Source organism: Actinophytocola sp., from assembly GCF_036378875.1.
Lineage (GTDB): Bacteria > Actinomycetota > Actinomycetes > Mycobacteriales > Pseudonocardiaceae > Actinophytocola.
On sequence record NZ_DASUVO010000052.1, the window covers coordinates 154,485 to 168,757 of the forward strand.

At 67.7% G+C, this 14,273-nt stretch carries 12 protein-coding genes and 1 pseudogene; 6 read left to right on the forward strand and 7 right to left on the reverse strand.

Features of this window, described 5'->3' with window-relative positions:
* Positions 1-2: 2 nt before the first annotated feature.
* The 3 genes from ehuB to VF106_RS15760 form a co-directional block, all read right to left on the reverse strand.
* Positions 3-908, reverse strand: a complete 906-nt coding sequence (gene ehuB, locus VF106_RS15750; protein ID WP_330840446.1) for an ectoine/hydroxyectoine ABC transporter substrate-binding protein EhuB — start codon at positions 906-908, stop codon at positions 3-5.
* 119 nt (positions 909-1,027) lie between these two features.
* Positions 1,028-1,897 carry a transporter substrate-binding domain-containing protein gene (locus tag VF106_RS15755; RefSeq protein ID WP_330840447.1) on the reverse strand — a complete coding sequence of 290 codons (870 nt, stop codon included), beginning with the start codon at positions 1,895-1,897 and terminating at the stop codon, positions 1,028-1,030.
* 4 nt (positions 1,898-1,901) lie between these two features.
* Positions 1,902-3,926, reverse strand: coding sequence for a methylmalonyl-CoA mutase family protein (locus VF106_RS15760; protein ID WP_330840448.1), 2,025 nt, complete (start codon positions 3,924-3,926; stop codon positions 1,902-1,904).
* 125 nt (positions 3,927-4,051) lie between these two features.
* On the opposite strand from VF106_RS15760, the gene VF106_RS15765 reads away from it, so the two are divergent.
* Positions 4,052-4,333 (forward strand): hypothetical protein, encoded by a 282-nt coding sequence (locus tag VF106_RS15765; RefSeq protein WP_330840449.1) that lies wholly within the window; start codon positions 4,052-4,054, stop codon positions 4,331-4,333.
* 792 nt (positions 4,334-5,125) lie between these two features.
* On the opposite strand, the gene ggt is transcribed toward VF106_RS15765, so the two are convergent.
* From ggt to VF106_RS15780, 3 genes are read right to left on the reverse strand one after another with little or no spacing between them, the layout of a single operon-like run.
* On the reverse strand, positions 5,126-6,946 hold the full coding sequence (ggt, locus tag VF106_RS15770; RefSeq protein ID WP_330840450.1) for a gamma-glutamyltransferase: 1,821 nt from the start codon (positions 6,944-6,946) through the stop codon (positions 5,126-5,128).
* Between the two features lie 60 nt (positions 6,947-7,006).
* The gene (locus tag VF106_RS15775; protein WP_330840451.1) at positions 7,007-7,651 is read right to left on the reverse strand and encodes a response regulator transcription factor; all 645 of its coding nucleotides are present in this window, start codon (positions 7,649-7,651) and stop codon (positions 7,007-7,009) included.
* A 4-nt stretch (positions 7,652-7,655) separates the two neighbouring features.
* A complete protein-coding gene (locus VF106_RS15780) occupies positions 7,656-8,900 on the reverse strand; it encodes a sensor histidine kinase (protein WP_330840452.1) in 1,245 nt (414 codons plus the stop codon).
* Between the two features lie 160 nt (positions 8,901-9,060).
* Here VF106_RS15780 and VF106_RS15785 point away from each other — a divergent pair, with 160 nt between their 5' ends.
* Positions 9,061-9,708, forward strand: coding sequence for a DedA family protein (locus VF106_RS15785; RefSeq protein WP_330840453.1), 648 nt, complete (start codon positions 9,061-9,063; stop codon positions 9,706-9,708).
* A 1-nt stretch (position 9,709) separates the two neighbouring features.
* On the opposite strand, the gene murA is transcribed toward VF106_RS15785, so the two are convergent.
* A complete protein-coding gene (murA, locus tag VF106_RS15790) occupies positions 9,710-10,984 on the reverse strand; it encodes a UDP-N-acetylglucosamine 1-carboxyvinyltransferase (RefSeq protein ID WP_330840454.1) in 1,275 nt (424 codons plus the stop codon).
* A 103-nt stretch (positions 10,985-11,087) separates the two neighbouring features.
* Here murA and VF106_RS15795 point away from each other — a divergent pair, with 103 nt between their 5' ends.
* From VF106_RS15795 to VF106_RS15810, 4 genes and pseudogenes are all read left to right on the forward strand, one after another.
* The gene (locus VF106_RS15795) at positions 11,088-11,693 is read left to right on the forward strand and encodes a hypothetical protein (RefSeq protein ID WP_330840455.1); all 606 of its coding nucleotides are present in this window, start codon (positions 11,088-11,090) and stop codon (positions 11,691-11,693) included.
* Between the two features lie 110 nt (positions 11,694-11,803).
* On the forward strand, positions 11,804-12,760 hold the full coding sequence (locus VF106_RS15800) for a zinc-binding dehydrogenase (protein ID WP_330840456.1): 957 nt from the start codon (positions 11,804-11,806) through the stop codon (positions 12,758-12,760).
* The gene (locus VF106_RS15805; protein ID WP_330840457.1) at positions 12,757-13,611 is read left to right on the forward strand and encodes an LLM class flavin-dependent oxidoreductase; all 855 of its coding nucleotides are present in this window, start codon (positions 12,757-12,759) and stop codon (positions 13,609-13,611) included. Before VF106_RS15800 ends, VF106_RS15805 begins: the two co-directional genes overlap by 4 nt.
* Before the next feature lie 450 nt (positions 13,612-14,061).
* Positions 14,062-14,273, forward strand: a pseudogene (locus VF106_RS15810) (IS5/IS1182 family transposase); the annotation flags it as partial.

A 14,273-nucleotide genomic window follows, 5' to 3' on the forward strand; every position in this document is an offset into this window, starting at 1 on the left:
TCTCAGGCGGCTGGCGCGCGGCAGAGTTCCGCCGCGGTCAGGTCGGTCATCTCGGCCTCGGTGAAGCCGAACGGGCGCACGATCTCCAGCAGTTCACCGGAGCTTTTAAGCGCCTCGAGTTCGGTGTTGAACGCGTCGACGATGTTCTGCTGGTCCTTCAGGAATCCGAACGCACCACCCGTTCGCCGTGGCACGCCGTCGATCTCCGGCACGAACGCTTCAGTGATCTCCAGTGGCGCGCCGGGGTTCTTGCCCAGCACGTCGTTCAGCGAGATGCGGGTGAGCGAGAACGCGTCCACCCGGCCGGCCGCCACAGCCTCCAGTCCGCTGAGCGCGTCCGGATAGGACGTCATGCTGGCCTCGTCGACGCCGCTGTCGAGCGCGTCGAGCTGCTCGGCGGCGCCAATCATCGTGCCGAGCCGCACGTCCGGGTTCGCGATCACGTCCGCGTAGCTGCGCAGGCCCTTCGGGTTTCCTTCCGGCACAAGGAAAGCGGTCTTCGCCTCGTAGTCCGGGTTGGTGAACAGCACCTCGGCACACCGCACGGGCGTCACGAACATGCCAGCGCCGATCACGTCGAACAGGCCGACCTTCAGTCCGGGGATCAGCGAACCGAACTCCGACGGTATCGGCCGCACCTCCGGCACACCAAGTCTTCTGAAGATCACCTTCGCGAGCTCGGCGGCCTCACCGGTGATCTCCGCGTTGTCGTCGATGAAGCTGTACGGCGCCTCGTTCGCGAACCCGATCCGCACCTCGCCTGCGTCTCGCAGCCGGTCGAGCAGGGTGCCACCGTTCGGTTCGTCCTCGAGGTGGACGCGGCTGCATGCCGACAGTCCAGCTCCCGCCATTACCACTGTGCTGGACCAGCGGAGGAAGTCCCGCCTGGTCCATCTCTGCCCCGACATCGATGGTCCTTTGTGTTTCGCGCAGTCTTCACGTATCGATCGCGTATCTTGTGGAGATCGAACGTACGGGCAGAGTCACGCGGGGGCAAAGGTTCGTTACCAGAACGAAACAGCAGCTGTTACTCCCCACACACCGCGGAGAGGTCATCGGTCGCCTCGTTCTCGTCGAGGAATCCGAACGGTTCGACGATGCGTTTCCAGTCACCGCTCTTGTGCAGCGCACGCAGTGCCTCGTTGAACGGCTCCACAATGGGCGACTCACGGGGGAACGCGTACGCGCCGATGAACGGCACGCGGTTCTCAGGTCTGAACGGCGGGGCCACGTCGAGTGCCGCGCCGGACTCCTTCACCATGTCCCGCAAGGAGATGTCGTCGTAGGCGAAGCAGTCGGCCGCGCCGCCCTCGATCTTCGCGACGAACTCGAACGGGTCGCTGAAGACCATCCGCACGACGTTCTGCGACGCGACGCCTGCCGCGCTGGCGTCGGTGTCCTCCGGGAAGCCGGTGAACACCGCGAGCTTGGCGCCCGACGAGATGACGTCGGCGTATGTCTTGAGGCCCTTGGGATTGCCCGGCGGCACGGCGAGCGCGGTACCCGACACGTGGTCCGCCATGGAGTAGACGACGTCTCCACAGAGGTCAGACCGCATGGTCAGCCCGGCAACCATGTCGAACTGTTGTGCCTTGATCCCGACCAGCAGCTTCTGCTCGTCTCGCATCAACTCGAACTTCGGGGTGGTACCCAACTCGGCGAGCACCGCCCGCGCGATCTCCGGCACGGGGCCGGTGAGCTCGCCCTCCTCAATGGTGTAGGGCCGGTAGGCGATGATGCCCACCGTCACCTCGTCGGGGATCGCGTCGTCCTTGAGTCTGCGCAGGTCCGCCGGGTTGGGTTGTGCCGATCCGGTTATCGCCGTGGTGCAGCCGGTCGCGGCCGCGGCGCCGAGCACAGTGGTGCTGAGAAGGAACTGGCGCCGCGATAAACCCATGTGGTCACCCCAAGGTCGTGTTGATGCCGTTCGCCTCCCGGACGACGTCCACGATCTCGTTCATGATCTCGGTGAGCTCGTAGTCCTTGGGCGTGAACACCCTAGCGACCCCGCGCCGCAGCAGTACCTGAGCGTCCGCGGGCGGGACGATGCCACCGACCACGACGGGCACGTCCGCCGCTCCGGCCGCCCTGAGCCCGTCGACCACGTCCGGCACGACCTCGAGATGCGATCCGGAGAGGATCGACAGCCCGACGACATGCACGCCCTCCTGGACGGCGGCGGCCACGATTTCCGCCGGGGTGAGCCGAATGCCCTGGTACACGACCTCGAAGCCGACGTCGCGGGCACGCACGGCGATCTGCTCGGCGCCGTTGGAGTGTCCGTCGAGACCGGGCTTGCCGACGAGCATGCGAAGCCGTCCACCGACCGCCTCACCAGTGGCACGCACACGTTCCCGCACGGCGGCCAGCTCGCCGCTCGCCTCACCGGCGGCGGAAGCACCGGAAACACCGGTCGGGGCACGGTATTCACCGAAGACCTCACGCAGCGCGCCGGCCCACTCACCGGTCGTCACACCCGCACGCGCACACTCCAGTGTGGCCTCCATGAGGTTCGCGTCGGTGCGGGCGGCGGAGGTCAACAGCTCCAATGCTTTGTCCACTTCGGACTGCGCGCGCAGCGTCCGCCAGTTCCTGATCTCGTCGACGGCCTCCTGCTCGACCTCCGGCCTGATCGTCTCGATGGCGCCCTCCCCTTCGAGGGGACTGGGTTCGGTGTTCTCGAACCGGTTGACGCCGACGACGATCTCGTCCCCGACCTCGATCCGACGCCGCCGCTCGGCGAGCGAGGCGACGAGCTGGGTCTTCATGTACCCGCTCTCGACCGCGGCGACGGCACCCCCCATCTCCTGAACCCGCGCGATCTCCTGCTTGGCACTCGCCACGATCTCGTCCACTTTGGACTGGATGACGGGTGACCCGGCGAAGATGTCCTCGTACTCCAGGAGATCCGTCTCGTAGGCGAGTACCTGCTGCATGCGCAACGCCCACTGCTGGTCCCATGGCCGAGGCAGCCCGAGCGCCTCGTTCCAGGCGGGCAACTGGATGGCACGTGCCCGCGCGTCCCGCGAGAGGGTGACGGCGAGCATCTCGAGGACGATGCGCTGGACGTTGTTCTCTGGCTGCGCCTCGGTGAGCCCGAGCGAGTTGACCTGCACGCCGTAGCGGAACCGCCGGTGCTTGGGGTTCTCCACCCCGTACCGGTCACGCGTGATCTCGTCCCACAGCTGGGCGAAAGCACGTAGCTTGCACATTTCCTCGACGAACCGCACCCCGGCGTTGACGAAGAAGGAAATGCGAGCGACGACGTCCCCCATCCTGTCCTGCGGCACCTGGCCGGAGTCCCGCACGGCGTCGAGGACCGCGATGGCGGTGCACATGGCGTAGGCGACCTCCTGGACGGGCGTGGCCCCGGCTTCCTGGAGGTGGTAACTGCAGATGTTGGTGGGGTTCCACTTCGGCACGTTGGCGACGGTCCAGGCCACCATGTCGGTGATCAGGCGCAGGCTCGGCCCGGGCGGGAAGACGTACGTGCCGCGGGAGAGGTACTCCTTGATGATGTCGTTCTGGGTGGTGCCGGCAAGCTTCGCGACGACCTCGTGCCAGTCGGCCCCCTGCGTTTCGGCCTGCTCCTTGGCGAGTTCCACGTAGAGCGCGAACAGCCACATGGCGGTCGCGTTGATGGTCATCGAGGTGTTGGCCTCGGCGAGTGGGATGCCGTCGAACAGCTGCCGCATGTCGCCGATGTGGCCGATCGGCACGCCGACCTTGCCGACCTCCCCGCGAGCCAGCGGATGGTCGGGGTCATACCCGGTCTGAGTAGGCAGATCGAAGGCGACGGACAGTCCCGTCTGCCCTTTCTCGAGGTTGCGCCGGTAGAGCCGGTTGGACGCGGCAGCGGAGGAGTGACCGGCATAGGTCCGCATCACCCATGGCCGGTCCCGCTCACCATCGGTTGGGTACGGCATCGGAACCACCTCCGTCGACGCGGGCCCCATGAGCGTACTGGCCAGTAACCTCTCTGGCAGTGCGTGTGTGGTGAATGCCGCAGCACCCTCTGGTGCGACCATGGCGACGGAGCGACAATGATGGGGTGTCAGCGCTGCTGATCGGCCTGTGCGTCATGGTCCTGTTGGCGCTCGTCCTACGCTGGGCGTCGAACCTGGACACAGACAAGGCCCACCGCAAGGACTACGGCCTACTCCGCGAGGTGGCAAAGGTCCCATCCTCGACCGCGGCCCGCGTAGTGGAGGAACGACTACAGAGCGTCGGCGTCCGCGCCACCACGGTCCCCGACCCCGAGGGCAACGGCCTCCGCATCCTGGTCTTCCCATCCGACCAGGCAACCGCGATCAACACCCTGCTGACCGACTAACCACGGCCCCACCTGACGGTCTCCCGCAACTGCACTTCGAGTCCGTCCGCCGAACGCTCCCCCAACGCGACCATCCTCCCCCAAGGATTCCGGCAAGATCGCGTCCATGATCAACGCCAACACAGATGGTTGCGTAGGCATCCCCCACCCATACCCGGGGGGCCACCCCGAGGCCATCGTACCAAGCCACACAGACAAAACCCCAGGTCGCGCGCCCCTGTGGACAACTTTCGGTGGCCAGTCCGAGCGAAAGGGACACTCGTGCGCCACCGATATCTCCCGAATCTCCGTCCGGGCGGGCGCGTCGCCGTCACTTCAGCTACGTCCGTCTGACGGCGGCGTCGGCTACCGCGCACTCTCTCCGCGGCCGCCGCCGTGTCGGCTGCCCGCACTCATCCTTCAGCACGAGCAGCTTCATCCGGCAGATCAACCCGCTGGATGCACCATCGCGGCCGCTGGTGCCGCGTCGCCGCCACGGTCCTCTCTCCGCGACTTCTTCAGCTGCGTCCGCCCCTGAAGCCCGGCGGCGGCCATCGCACTCTGTCCGCGGCCGCCGCCCTTTCGGCTGCCCATACTCTTCCTTCAGCGCCGTCAGCTTCGTCCCGGCAGATCAACCCACTCGATGCACCACCGCGACTGCCGGTGCCGCGTCACCGCCACGGCCCTCTCTCCACGACTTCTTCAGCTGCATCCGCCCCTGAAGCCCGGCGGCGGCCATCGCACTCTGTCCACGGCCGCCGCCGTGTCAGCTGCCGCACTCATCCTTCAGCACGAGCAGCTTCATCCGGCAGATCAGCCCACTGGATGCACCACCGCTGCCGCGCTGCCTCCGCGGCGCACAGGTTCGCCGGCCGCGATCACCTTGCCCTTGCCCACGAACTCGAGGCCCGATGCCACCCCGATGTCCGGGCTGATCTTGATCGACGGGTCCAGTGCGCTGGTGTCCCTGATCGCGAACTGGTGGCCGAGTGCCGCCAACCCCGCCCGCGCCGGCAGCGCGAGGAACGCCGGTTCCACCTGTGTGGTGGCCGCGTTTCGCTGGGATGCGCGGGGTGCCGCGATGGCTTCCGGCAGCGTCATGCCGAGGTCGATGCGGTTCACCAGGATCTGCAGCACCGTGGTGATGATCGTGGCGCCACCCGGTGACCCCACCGCGAGGAACGGCTTGCCGTGCTTGAGCACGATCGTCGGCGACATGCTCGACCGCGGCCGCTTGCCCGCCGCCGGCAGGTTCGGGTCCGGTGCGGTGCCCTGCGTCGGCACGAAGTTGAAGTCCGTCAGCTCGTTGTTGAGCAGGAAACCACGGCCCGGCACGACAATTCCGCTGCCGCCGAGCTGCTCGATCGTGTTCGTGTACGACACGATGTTGCCCCACCGGTCGCTCACCACGAAGTGGTTCGTGTGGTCGCCCTCGTTGCCGCCGGGTGTTGCCTGCTCTGCCGGTGTGCACTGACCGGATCCGTTGACGTCGCCTGGCGGAACCACGCCCGGCGCGGCTGCCGCAGGGTCGATCTCGCAGGCCCGCTGCTTTGCGAACCGGTCGGAGAGGAGCGCCCGCTGCGGCACGTCGACGTACGCGGAGTCGCCGATGTAGCGCCCACGGTCCGCGAACGCGAGGCGGCTGGCCTCCAGGTAGTGGTGCAGCGCCTGCACCTCGTCCATGCCCGAGAGCTGGAACTGCTCGAGGATGTTCAGCGACTCGCCGACAGTGATGCCACCGCTCGAGGACGGCGCCATGCCGTACACGTCGTAACCGCGGTAGTTGACGTGCGTCGGCCGGCGGTCGATCGTGCGGTAGGCCCTGAGGTCGCCGATCGCCATCAGGCCAGGGAGGGGGTCGATCGTCGCTCCCGGCGCGACCGGCGGGTGCTGCACCGCCGCCACGACGTCCTGGCCGATGGCGCCGCCGTAGAGCGCGCGGATGCCCTCGCGGGAGATCTGCCGGTAGGTGTTGGCCAAGTCCGGGTTGCGCAGCGTCGAGCCGACGGCCGGCAAGTCGCCGCCGGGCAGGAACAGCTGAGCCGTGGCCCCGAACTGCGCGAAGCGAGCCTGGTTCTGCCTGGTCTGCTCCCGGAAGGTCGCGTCGACGGTGAAGCCACGGTCCGCGACCGCGATGGCCGGCTTCAGGTTGTCCCGGAGCGAGAACCGACCCCACCGGTCGAGCGCCCGCTCCCAGGTCGCGAGCATGCCGGGAACGCCGACGCCCAGTCCGCTGGTCACGGCCCTCGGGAAGGCGTAGGCCTGCCCGGTCGCGGGGTCGACGAACATCGTCTCGCTACCCGCGCGCGGTGTCGTCTCCCGACCATCGATGGTGAGGACCTGCCGGGTACGAGCGTCGTAGTAGACGAAGTAGCCACCACCACCGAGACCGGCGACGTACGGGTCGGTCACGCCGAGCGTGGCCGCGACCGCGACCGCCGCGTCGGCAGCCGTGCCGCCCTTCTTCAGGATGTCGATGCCCGCCTGCGTCGACTCGATCGTGTCCGACACCACCGCGCCGCCGAACCCGGTGGCCACCGGTACCTTGCCTGGATCAGCGCCGGCGACCGGCGCCGCCGTGAGACCAACGGTGAGCAGGAGAGCCATTGCCGGGACGATGCCGCGGGTGCGCATGCCGACTCCTTTCGAAGGGCCGTCATGTTTCTTACCCCGTATGCACCACTCAACACAACGTCACGAGTTCAGGTAGCGGAGCACCGCCAGCACCCGCCGGCTGTAGGCCGAGTCGTTCACGATGCCGAGCTTGTCGAAGATCGCGTTGGCGTTCTTCTCCACCGCCGACAGCGAGATATGCAGTTGTTTCGCGATACCCGGGTTCGTCTGTCCCTGCGCCATCCTCTCCAGCACCTCGCGCTCCCGCGGGGTGAGCATGCTCAACGGGTCTACATGTGAGGTCCGCTGCACCAACTGCCGAACCACCTCCTTGTCGAAGGCGGCACCTCCTTCGCCGACCCTGGCCAGCGCATCGAGGAACTCCCCCACCTGCGCGACCCGGTCCTTGAGGAGGTAACCGACCCGCTCACCGTCCCCCGCGAGCAGTTGGGTGGCGTACCGCTTCTCGATGTACTGGGACAGCACCAGCACACCCACCGACGGCCACTGCTCCCGTATCTCCAGCGCGGCACGCAACCCCTCGTCGGTGTGGGTGGGTGGCATCCGCACGTCGGTCACGACGACATCCGGCATCTCACGCCGGGTGTACGCGAGCAGCGCGTCAGCATCCCCGACCGCGGCCACGACCTCATGCCCTTCCTCGGCCAACAGCCGCACCAACCCCTCCCGCAGAAGGGTCGAGTCCTCGGCGAGGATCACCCGCACCCAGTCACACCTCCAATCCAACCGGCGAGCTCACGCTCGGTGTCCCAGCGCCCGACCGCAGCTCACCGAGCCCATGGTCGCCCTTCGACGGCTCCGGTGGCGCCGGCAGCCGCGCCGTCACCGTCGTTGGACCTCCTGGTGGGCTGGTCACGCGGAACGCGCCGTCCGCGGCCGCCACCCGGCTCGCCAAGCCGGACAGCCCCGAGCCGGTCACGTCGGCACCGCCACGCCCGTCATCGCGGACCGTCACGACGATCTCGTCCCCCTCTCTGGTCACCGCGATCACGATGCCACCCGGATCACCATGTTTCAGTGCGTTGGTGACCGCCTCCGAAGCGACGAAGTAGGCCACCGTCTCGGTTGCCAGGTTCGGTCGCGACGTCAGCTCGTAACGCAGCCCCACCGGCACACTCGCTCTGTCCGCCACTCCTTCCAGCGCGGCGTGCAACCCGTCCTTGTCGAGTGCGGCCGGGTAGACCCGCCAGGTCACGTCGCGCAGATCGTTCAACGCCTGCTGGGACTCCTCGTGCGCCTGTTCCAGCAGCTTGGTCGTGTGGACCAGGTCTCTCGCCCGCAACGCCCGGCCGAGCAACATGCCCAGCGCGACCAACCGCTGCTGCACCCCGTCGTGCAGGTCGCGTTCGATCCTGCGACGCTCGTCGTTGACCGCCTCCACCACTCCCGCGCGCGTGGTCGCCAGCTCCGAGACCCTGCGTCGCAGCAGTTCCTCTTCGGACGGCCCGAGGTAGCGATCGGCGACGGCCCGTTCGAGCACCGCGATGCCGATGAGCCCCCACACCGCCACGAAGAGCAGGAGAAGCCCGACCACAGCGAAGAGGACTACCTCGCCCCAGGTGTTGCCGCGGTCGTCCCCGCCGCCCATCGGTCTGCCGAGGACAAGCTGCCAGAGCATGATCAAGGCGGATGTGGCGCCCAGAATGACGAGGAAGAGGATCCCGAAGCCGATGGTGCCGACACCACTTCTGCGGATCAGGTAGGAATCGGCGCGCCGCGGGTCGGGTACCACATATAAGTGATCGTCGAAGTTCAGGAACCAGACCAACCGCCGACGATTGAGGTCGACGAGTTTCCTGCCGAGCGCGTCGATGCGGGGCCGTGCGACGGGGATCACACGAGCACACCTCAGCACCACGAGGAAGACGAGCTCCGCGAAGGTCATCATGCTGCCGAGCACCAGGCCGGCCACGCCGAGTACGGCACGGCGTGCGAGGTGCGCGTTCGAAGACATATCGCCAGGTTAGCGGCGGATTAGCGGCGACGTACTGCGGTTTACCGCAGTTGTGGACTGCGGAAAACCACAGTTGTTTTATGCGGTTTCCCGCAATGCCCACCGCCGCCCGGCTACGTAGCGTCGTGATCATCCACAACCGATCCGAAGGAGCAGTTAGATGATCGTGGCCGCCTCTGAACAGCCGGGAGGGCTCGCCGGCCTCGCGGTGGACGTCATGGACACACTGGGTGGCCCTGGTGCCGCGTTGCTCGTGGGTCTGGACAACATCTTCCCGCCGGTACCCAGCGAGCTGGTGCTGCCGTTGGCCGGCTTCTCCGCGAGCCAGGGCACGATGAGCCTGTTCATGGCGCTGTTCTGGACCACGCTCGGGTCGGTCGCCGGGGCGATGCTCACATACTGGGTTGGCGCGTGGCTCGGCCGCGACCGGGTCCGTGCCCTGATCATCCGAATCCCTCTGATGAAGGAGTCGGACTTCGACCGCACGGAAGGCTGGTTCGCGAAACACGGCACGAAGGCGGTGTTCTTCGGCCGAATGGTGCCCCTGTTCCGCAGCCTCATCTCGTTACCCGCGGGTATCGAACGTATGCCGGTGTGGCAGTTCCTCTCACTAACCGCGCTCGGCAGTCTGATCTGGAACAGCGTCTTCGTCGTTGCCGGTTACCTGCTCGGCGCCAACTGGCAGGTCGTCGACCAGTACGCGGGTGTTTTCCAGAAGATCGTCATCGGCATCGTGGCAGCCGCGGTTGTCGTGTTCGTCGCCGTGCGACTGCGGGAGCGAGGAAGGAGCAGGAACAATGTGCGGTAGGTCAGCTCCGCTCCGGCTCGCCGGTCACGCGGCGGACGTCCGCACCCAGCTTGACCAGGTTCTCCACGAGCCCCGGGTAGCCGCGGTCGATGTGGAAGACGTCCCAGACCTCGGTAACGCCCTCGGAACACAGGCCGGCCAGCACCAAGCCGACGCCCGCGCGGATGTCGGAGGCCCACACGGGGGCGCTCGACAGGCGCTCGACGCCGCGAACCACCGCGTGGTGGCCGTCGGTGCGGGCGTCCGCGCCGAGACGCACCATCTCCTCGATGAAACGGAACCTGGCCTCGAACAGGTTCTCCGTGATCATCGAGGTGCCGTCGGCGATCGAGGTCAGCGCGATGGCGAACGGCTGGAGGTCGGTGGCGAAGCCCGGGTACGGCAGCGTCACGAAGTCGACCGCTTTCGGCCGGTCGTGTTGCACCACGCGGAACGACTGGCTGTCGATGATCGTCACCTCGGAGCCGGCAGTGCGCAGCTTCTCGAGCACCAGGTCGAGGTGGTGGGCGTCGACGCCACGAACGGTGACGTCGCCCCTGGTCATGGCGGCGGCGAAGGCCCAGGTGGCACCGACGATGCGGTCGCCGATCACCCGGTGTTCGGTGGGCTGGAGCGCGTCCACCCCGTGCACGGTCAACGTCGAGGTGCCGGCCCCCTCGATCTTGCCGCCCATCTGCTGGAGCATCGTGCAGAGGTCGACGATCTCGGGTTCGCGCGCCGCGTTGTCGATGACCGTGGTGCCGTTGGCGAGCACGGCGGCCATGAGGATGTTCTCGGTCGCCCCCACGCTCGGGAAGTCAAGCCAGATCTGGGCGCCGTGCAGGCCCTGGGCCTCCGCGACCACACAACCGTGCTCGATCTCGCTGTGGGCGCCGAGCTGCCGGAGGCCGTTCTGGTGCATGTCGAGCGGGCGCGATCCGATCGCGTCGCCACCCGGCAGCGCGACGACCGCCCGCTTGCAGCGGCCCACCAGTGGACCGAGCACGCACACCGACGCGCGGAGCTTGCCCATCGCGGGCGAGTCGGCGCGGTGGTTGAGGTCGGCTGGGGTGGTGATCGTGACGGTGTCGGCCTCGATGGACACGGTGCAGCCGAGGCTACGAAGGACCTCGGCCATCAGTGGGACGTCCAGGATCTGCGGGCAGTTCGTGAGCGTCGTCGTGCCCTCCGCGAGGAGCGCCGCCGCCATCAGCTTCAGCACGCTGTTCTTGGCGCCGACCACGTCGACCTCACCGGCCAGTCGCGCGCCGCCGTGTACCTGGAAGTGCTCTGTCACGAGCGACCATCATGCCCGAGGCGCACCAGCACACGCGCGCCACCCGGCTGTCGGCACGGTCCGCTACCCTGCCGCCACTCGGTTGTCTAGCAAGGGGCCGCCCGTGAAGTTTCTGTCCCGCTTCGGGAGCCCTGCCGGGTTCGCGCTGGTGCTGCTGTTGTTCTTCCTCCTGCCGTTCGTTTCGGTGTCGTGTGACGTGCCGGACTACGGCGAGGCCGGGGCGGACTACACGGGCAGCCACCTGGTGAGCGGAGTGGAGCCGGACGTGCCCGCCGAGCTGCAGGAGCTCGCCGGCGACCCAGAGACACCGGCCGACCTCGTGCGACCTCCAGATCCGGGCGTGCAGTTACTCGCCATCGTGCTGGCCGTCCTCGCGGCGGCCGGGGTGCTGACGGTACTGATCCCACAGCTCAGGACACGGCTGCTCAGCGGCGCGGGGCTCGCCGCCGCGACGCTGATCGCCACCGTCGTGACCATGGTGGTTGCCCAGTCGAACCTGGAGTCCGCACTGATCGACGGCGTACGGCAGTCGGGCGTGGCGGAGCAGCAGGAGAACATGCAGAGGGTGGAGTCCGCCATCAACGACATGATCCACTCCGAGATCGGGTTCTCGCTGATGGTGGTCGTGCTGACGCTGATCATCCTGGCCACCGGGGCACTCGGCCTGTTCGGCAACCGGCTGCGACGTGAACCACCCGACCGGCGCTAGCACCCATTTCAGGGCCACGCGCGACCGACGATGATCAGCTGTGCCGCCAGGCCTTGACCTCAACATAACTTAAGGTTGCACGCTGGGCTCCTACCGATCGGAGGATCTTGATGCGTGCGGTGTGGTTGCGGGAGTTCGGTGAGCCCGAGGTGCTGGCTCTCGGCGAGGCACCAGACCCGGTCGCGGGGCCGGGCCAGGTGCTCGTTGACGTCGAGTACGTCAACATCACGTTCGTCGAGACGCAGTTCCGTGCGACCGGGGTCGGTCCTTTCGCGGCGTCACTGCCGATGATTCCCGGCAACGGGGTCGGCGGAACCGTGGCGGCGGTGGGGCCGGACGTCTCGTCGGAGCTGGTTGGCGTGCGAGTGGTCACGAGCACCGGCGGGTCGGGTGGCTATGCGGAGCGGGTCGCTGTGGATGCGGGTGCGATCTTCCGCGTGCCGGACGACGTTGTTCTGGACACGGCGGTGGCGCTACTGGCCGATGGTAGGACCGCCACCATGATGACCCGTGCCGTGGCGCTCAAGCCGGGTGAGCGGGTGCTGGTGGAGGCAGCGGCCGGCGGGGTGGGCAGTCTGATCGTGCAGCTCGCGAAGGCGGCTGGCGCGCGGGTGATCGCGGCCGTGGGTGGTCAGCGGAAGGTCGCGGTGGCGACGGAGCTTGGTGCCGAGGTCGCCGTCGACTACACCGACGAAGGCTGGCCGAAGCAGGTGCGTGACGCGGTCGGGGCGGTTGACGTGGTGTTCGACGGTGTCGGCGGCACGGTCGCGCGGACCGCCTTCGAGCTGCTTGACCCTGGCGGCCGAATGGTGAGCTTCGGGTTGGCGAGTGGGAGTTGGGCCGAGATCGGTGAGGAGGACGCCGCGGCGCGCGGGGTCACGTTGGTTCGTCCGTCGGCGACGCCGGAGGAGCTGCGTGCGTACACGGAAAGTGCCCTGAGCAAGGCAGCCGAGGGCCGGCTGCGGCCGATCATCGGGCAACGCTTCCCACTCGGGGAGGCCGCGGCAGCACACGCCGCGATCCAGACCCGCGCGACGGTGGGCAAGACGTTGTTGGTGACCCGATGAACGTCGGCATCACGCTACCGGCGATCGGAAGCCCTGGTGCTTTCGCCAAACATGTGGAGGAGGTGGGCCTGGAGTCGGTGTGGACGGGTGACCATCTGATCTCGGTCGCGCCGAAACTCGACAGCACACTGCTGCTCGCGCAGGCCGCCGCCACGACAAGTCGGCTTCGGCTCGGCTTCGGGGTGCTGATCCTCGCGCTGCGTCCGGTGGCGTGGGCGGCGAAGCAGATCACGACACTGCAGCTCCTGTCCGGCGATCGAGTACTGCTCGGTGTCGGCACCGGCGGTGTCGTGCACGGCGACGCGGCATGGCGCGCTGTGGGGATGCCGTTCGCCGAACGGGGGCCACGCACGTACGCGGCGCTGGCGGCGCTGCCCGACCTCGTCGCCGGCCGATCGACGCAGGTGGACGGCGAACAGATCACGCTGGCACCAGGCGGGACGATGCCGCCAGTGCTGATCGGCGGCGGGCTGCCCGCAATGCGCCGTGTGGTCCACCACGGCTACGGCTGGTACCCGGCGTTCCTGCCGCCGGCGACCCTCGCCGACGGGGTGCGCGAACTCACCGAGCGGGCCGGCCGAAAGCCGGCGGTGACCGCACAGGTGGCAATGGCGCTCGGCGACCTCCCGACCGAACAGGTCGACGCGCAGGTGCGAATGCTCACCGGCTACGGCATGACCGAGGAGTACGCGCGGCAGTCCATGCTCACGGGTGGGCCAGAGCAAGCAGGGGAACAGCTGGCGGCACTGTTCGCCGCGGGCGCGGACCGAGTGGTGGGCCTGCCTTTCGGCGGCGACAACCTCCAACAGGCAGAGCTGTTGGCCGAAGCCACAGAACACGCGAGGAGCTGATCGGCGGGGCGAGAGGTTGCGGAGAGCCAAATCGCTGGAAGCGACGATCGTCTGCCGGCACGATCGACTGGGGTCTACACACTCGCCATCACCCAAAAGTGTTTGATGCACCCGTTCACAATCGTGTGTCACAACCTTTCGCTATGGTGCGTGATTGGGCGAGCGACGCTGGGGTGCCCGAGAATCCTGCCGCCGACGAAATTTACGCCGGCAGGTTCAGCCGCGCCTGCTCTCCCACCCAACTTGGCGCGACTCCCTCTGATCGGAGAAACCCCTTGCCCCGCAAGGCCTTCACAGCAGTGATCATCACCGCGACAACCGTGGCTGGTTGCGCCGCACCACTGATCACGCATGACGGCCCCACTACAACGCCAACGTCCGCACAGCTAAGGGTTGTCACGTAACCCCGGATGCGCGACTGGCCGGTCGATAGTTGATCATGTTGTTGTGGTGCAGGTGATCACAGCGTCGAGGTCGGAATGGATTGCCCCGTTCACCGGGTTGGAACCAGGCCAGTTCCCCAAGCTGGTGCGGGTGGTAGCTGCGCGGGGTGGGGACGAGATCGCCGATGGCCGGCCAGGTCGGCAGTGGGCGTTGCCGCTGGCTGACCGGGTGCTGCTGGTCGCGGTGTACTGGCGGACGAACCTGACCATGCGCCAGAT

What these genes read in the sequence shown, in the direction of transcription:
- VF106_RS15805 (WP_330840457.1), top strand. Translation starts at nt 12,757, where the DNA reads ATGAACGTCGGCATCACGCTACCGGCGATCGGAAGCCCTGGTGCTTTC.
- VF106_RS15760 (WP_330840448.1), bottom strand. Translation starts at nt 3,926, where the DNA reads ATGCCGTACCCAACCGATGGTGAGCGGGACCGGCCATGGGTGATGCGG.
- VF106_RS15800 (WP_330840456.1), top strand. Translation starts at nt 11,804, where the DNA reads ATGCGTGCGGTGTGGTTGCGGGAGTTCGGTGAGCCCGAGGTGCTGGCT.
- VF106_RS15755 (WP_330840447.1), bottom strand. Translation starts at nt 1,897, where the DNA reads ATGGGTTTATCGCGGCGCCAGTTCCTTCTCAGCACCACTGTGCTCGGC.
- ggt (WP_330840450.1), bottom strand. Translation starts at nt 6,946, where the DNA reads ATGCGCACCCGCGGCATCGTCCCGGCAATGGCTCTCCTGCTCACCGTT.
- ehuB (WP_330840446.1), bottom strand. Translation starts at nt 908, where the DNA reads ATGTCGGGGCAGAGATGGACCAGGCGGGACTTCCTCCGCTGGTCCAGC.
- VF106_RS15780 (WP_330840452.1), bottom strand. Translation starts at nt 8,900, where the DNA reads ATGTCTTCGAACGCGCACCTCGCACGCCGTGCCGTACTCGGCGTGGCC.
- VF106_RS15785 (WP_330840453.1), top strand. Translation starts at nt 9,061, where the DNA reads ATGATCGTGGCCGCCTCTGAACAGCCGGGAGGGCTCGCCGGCCTCGCG.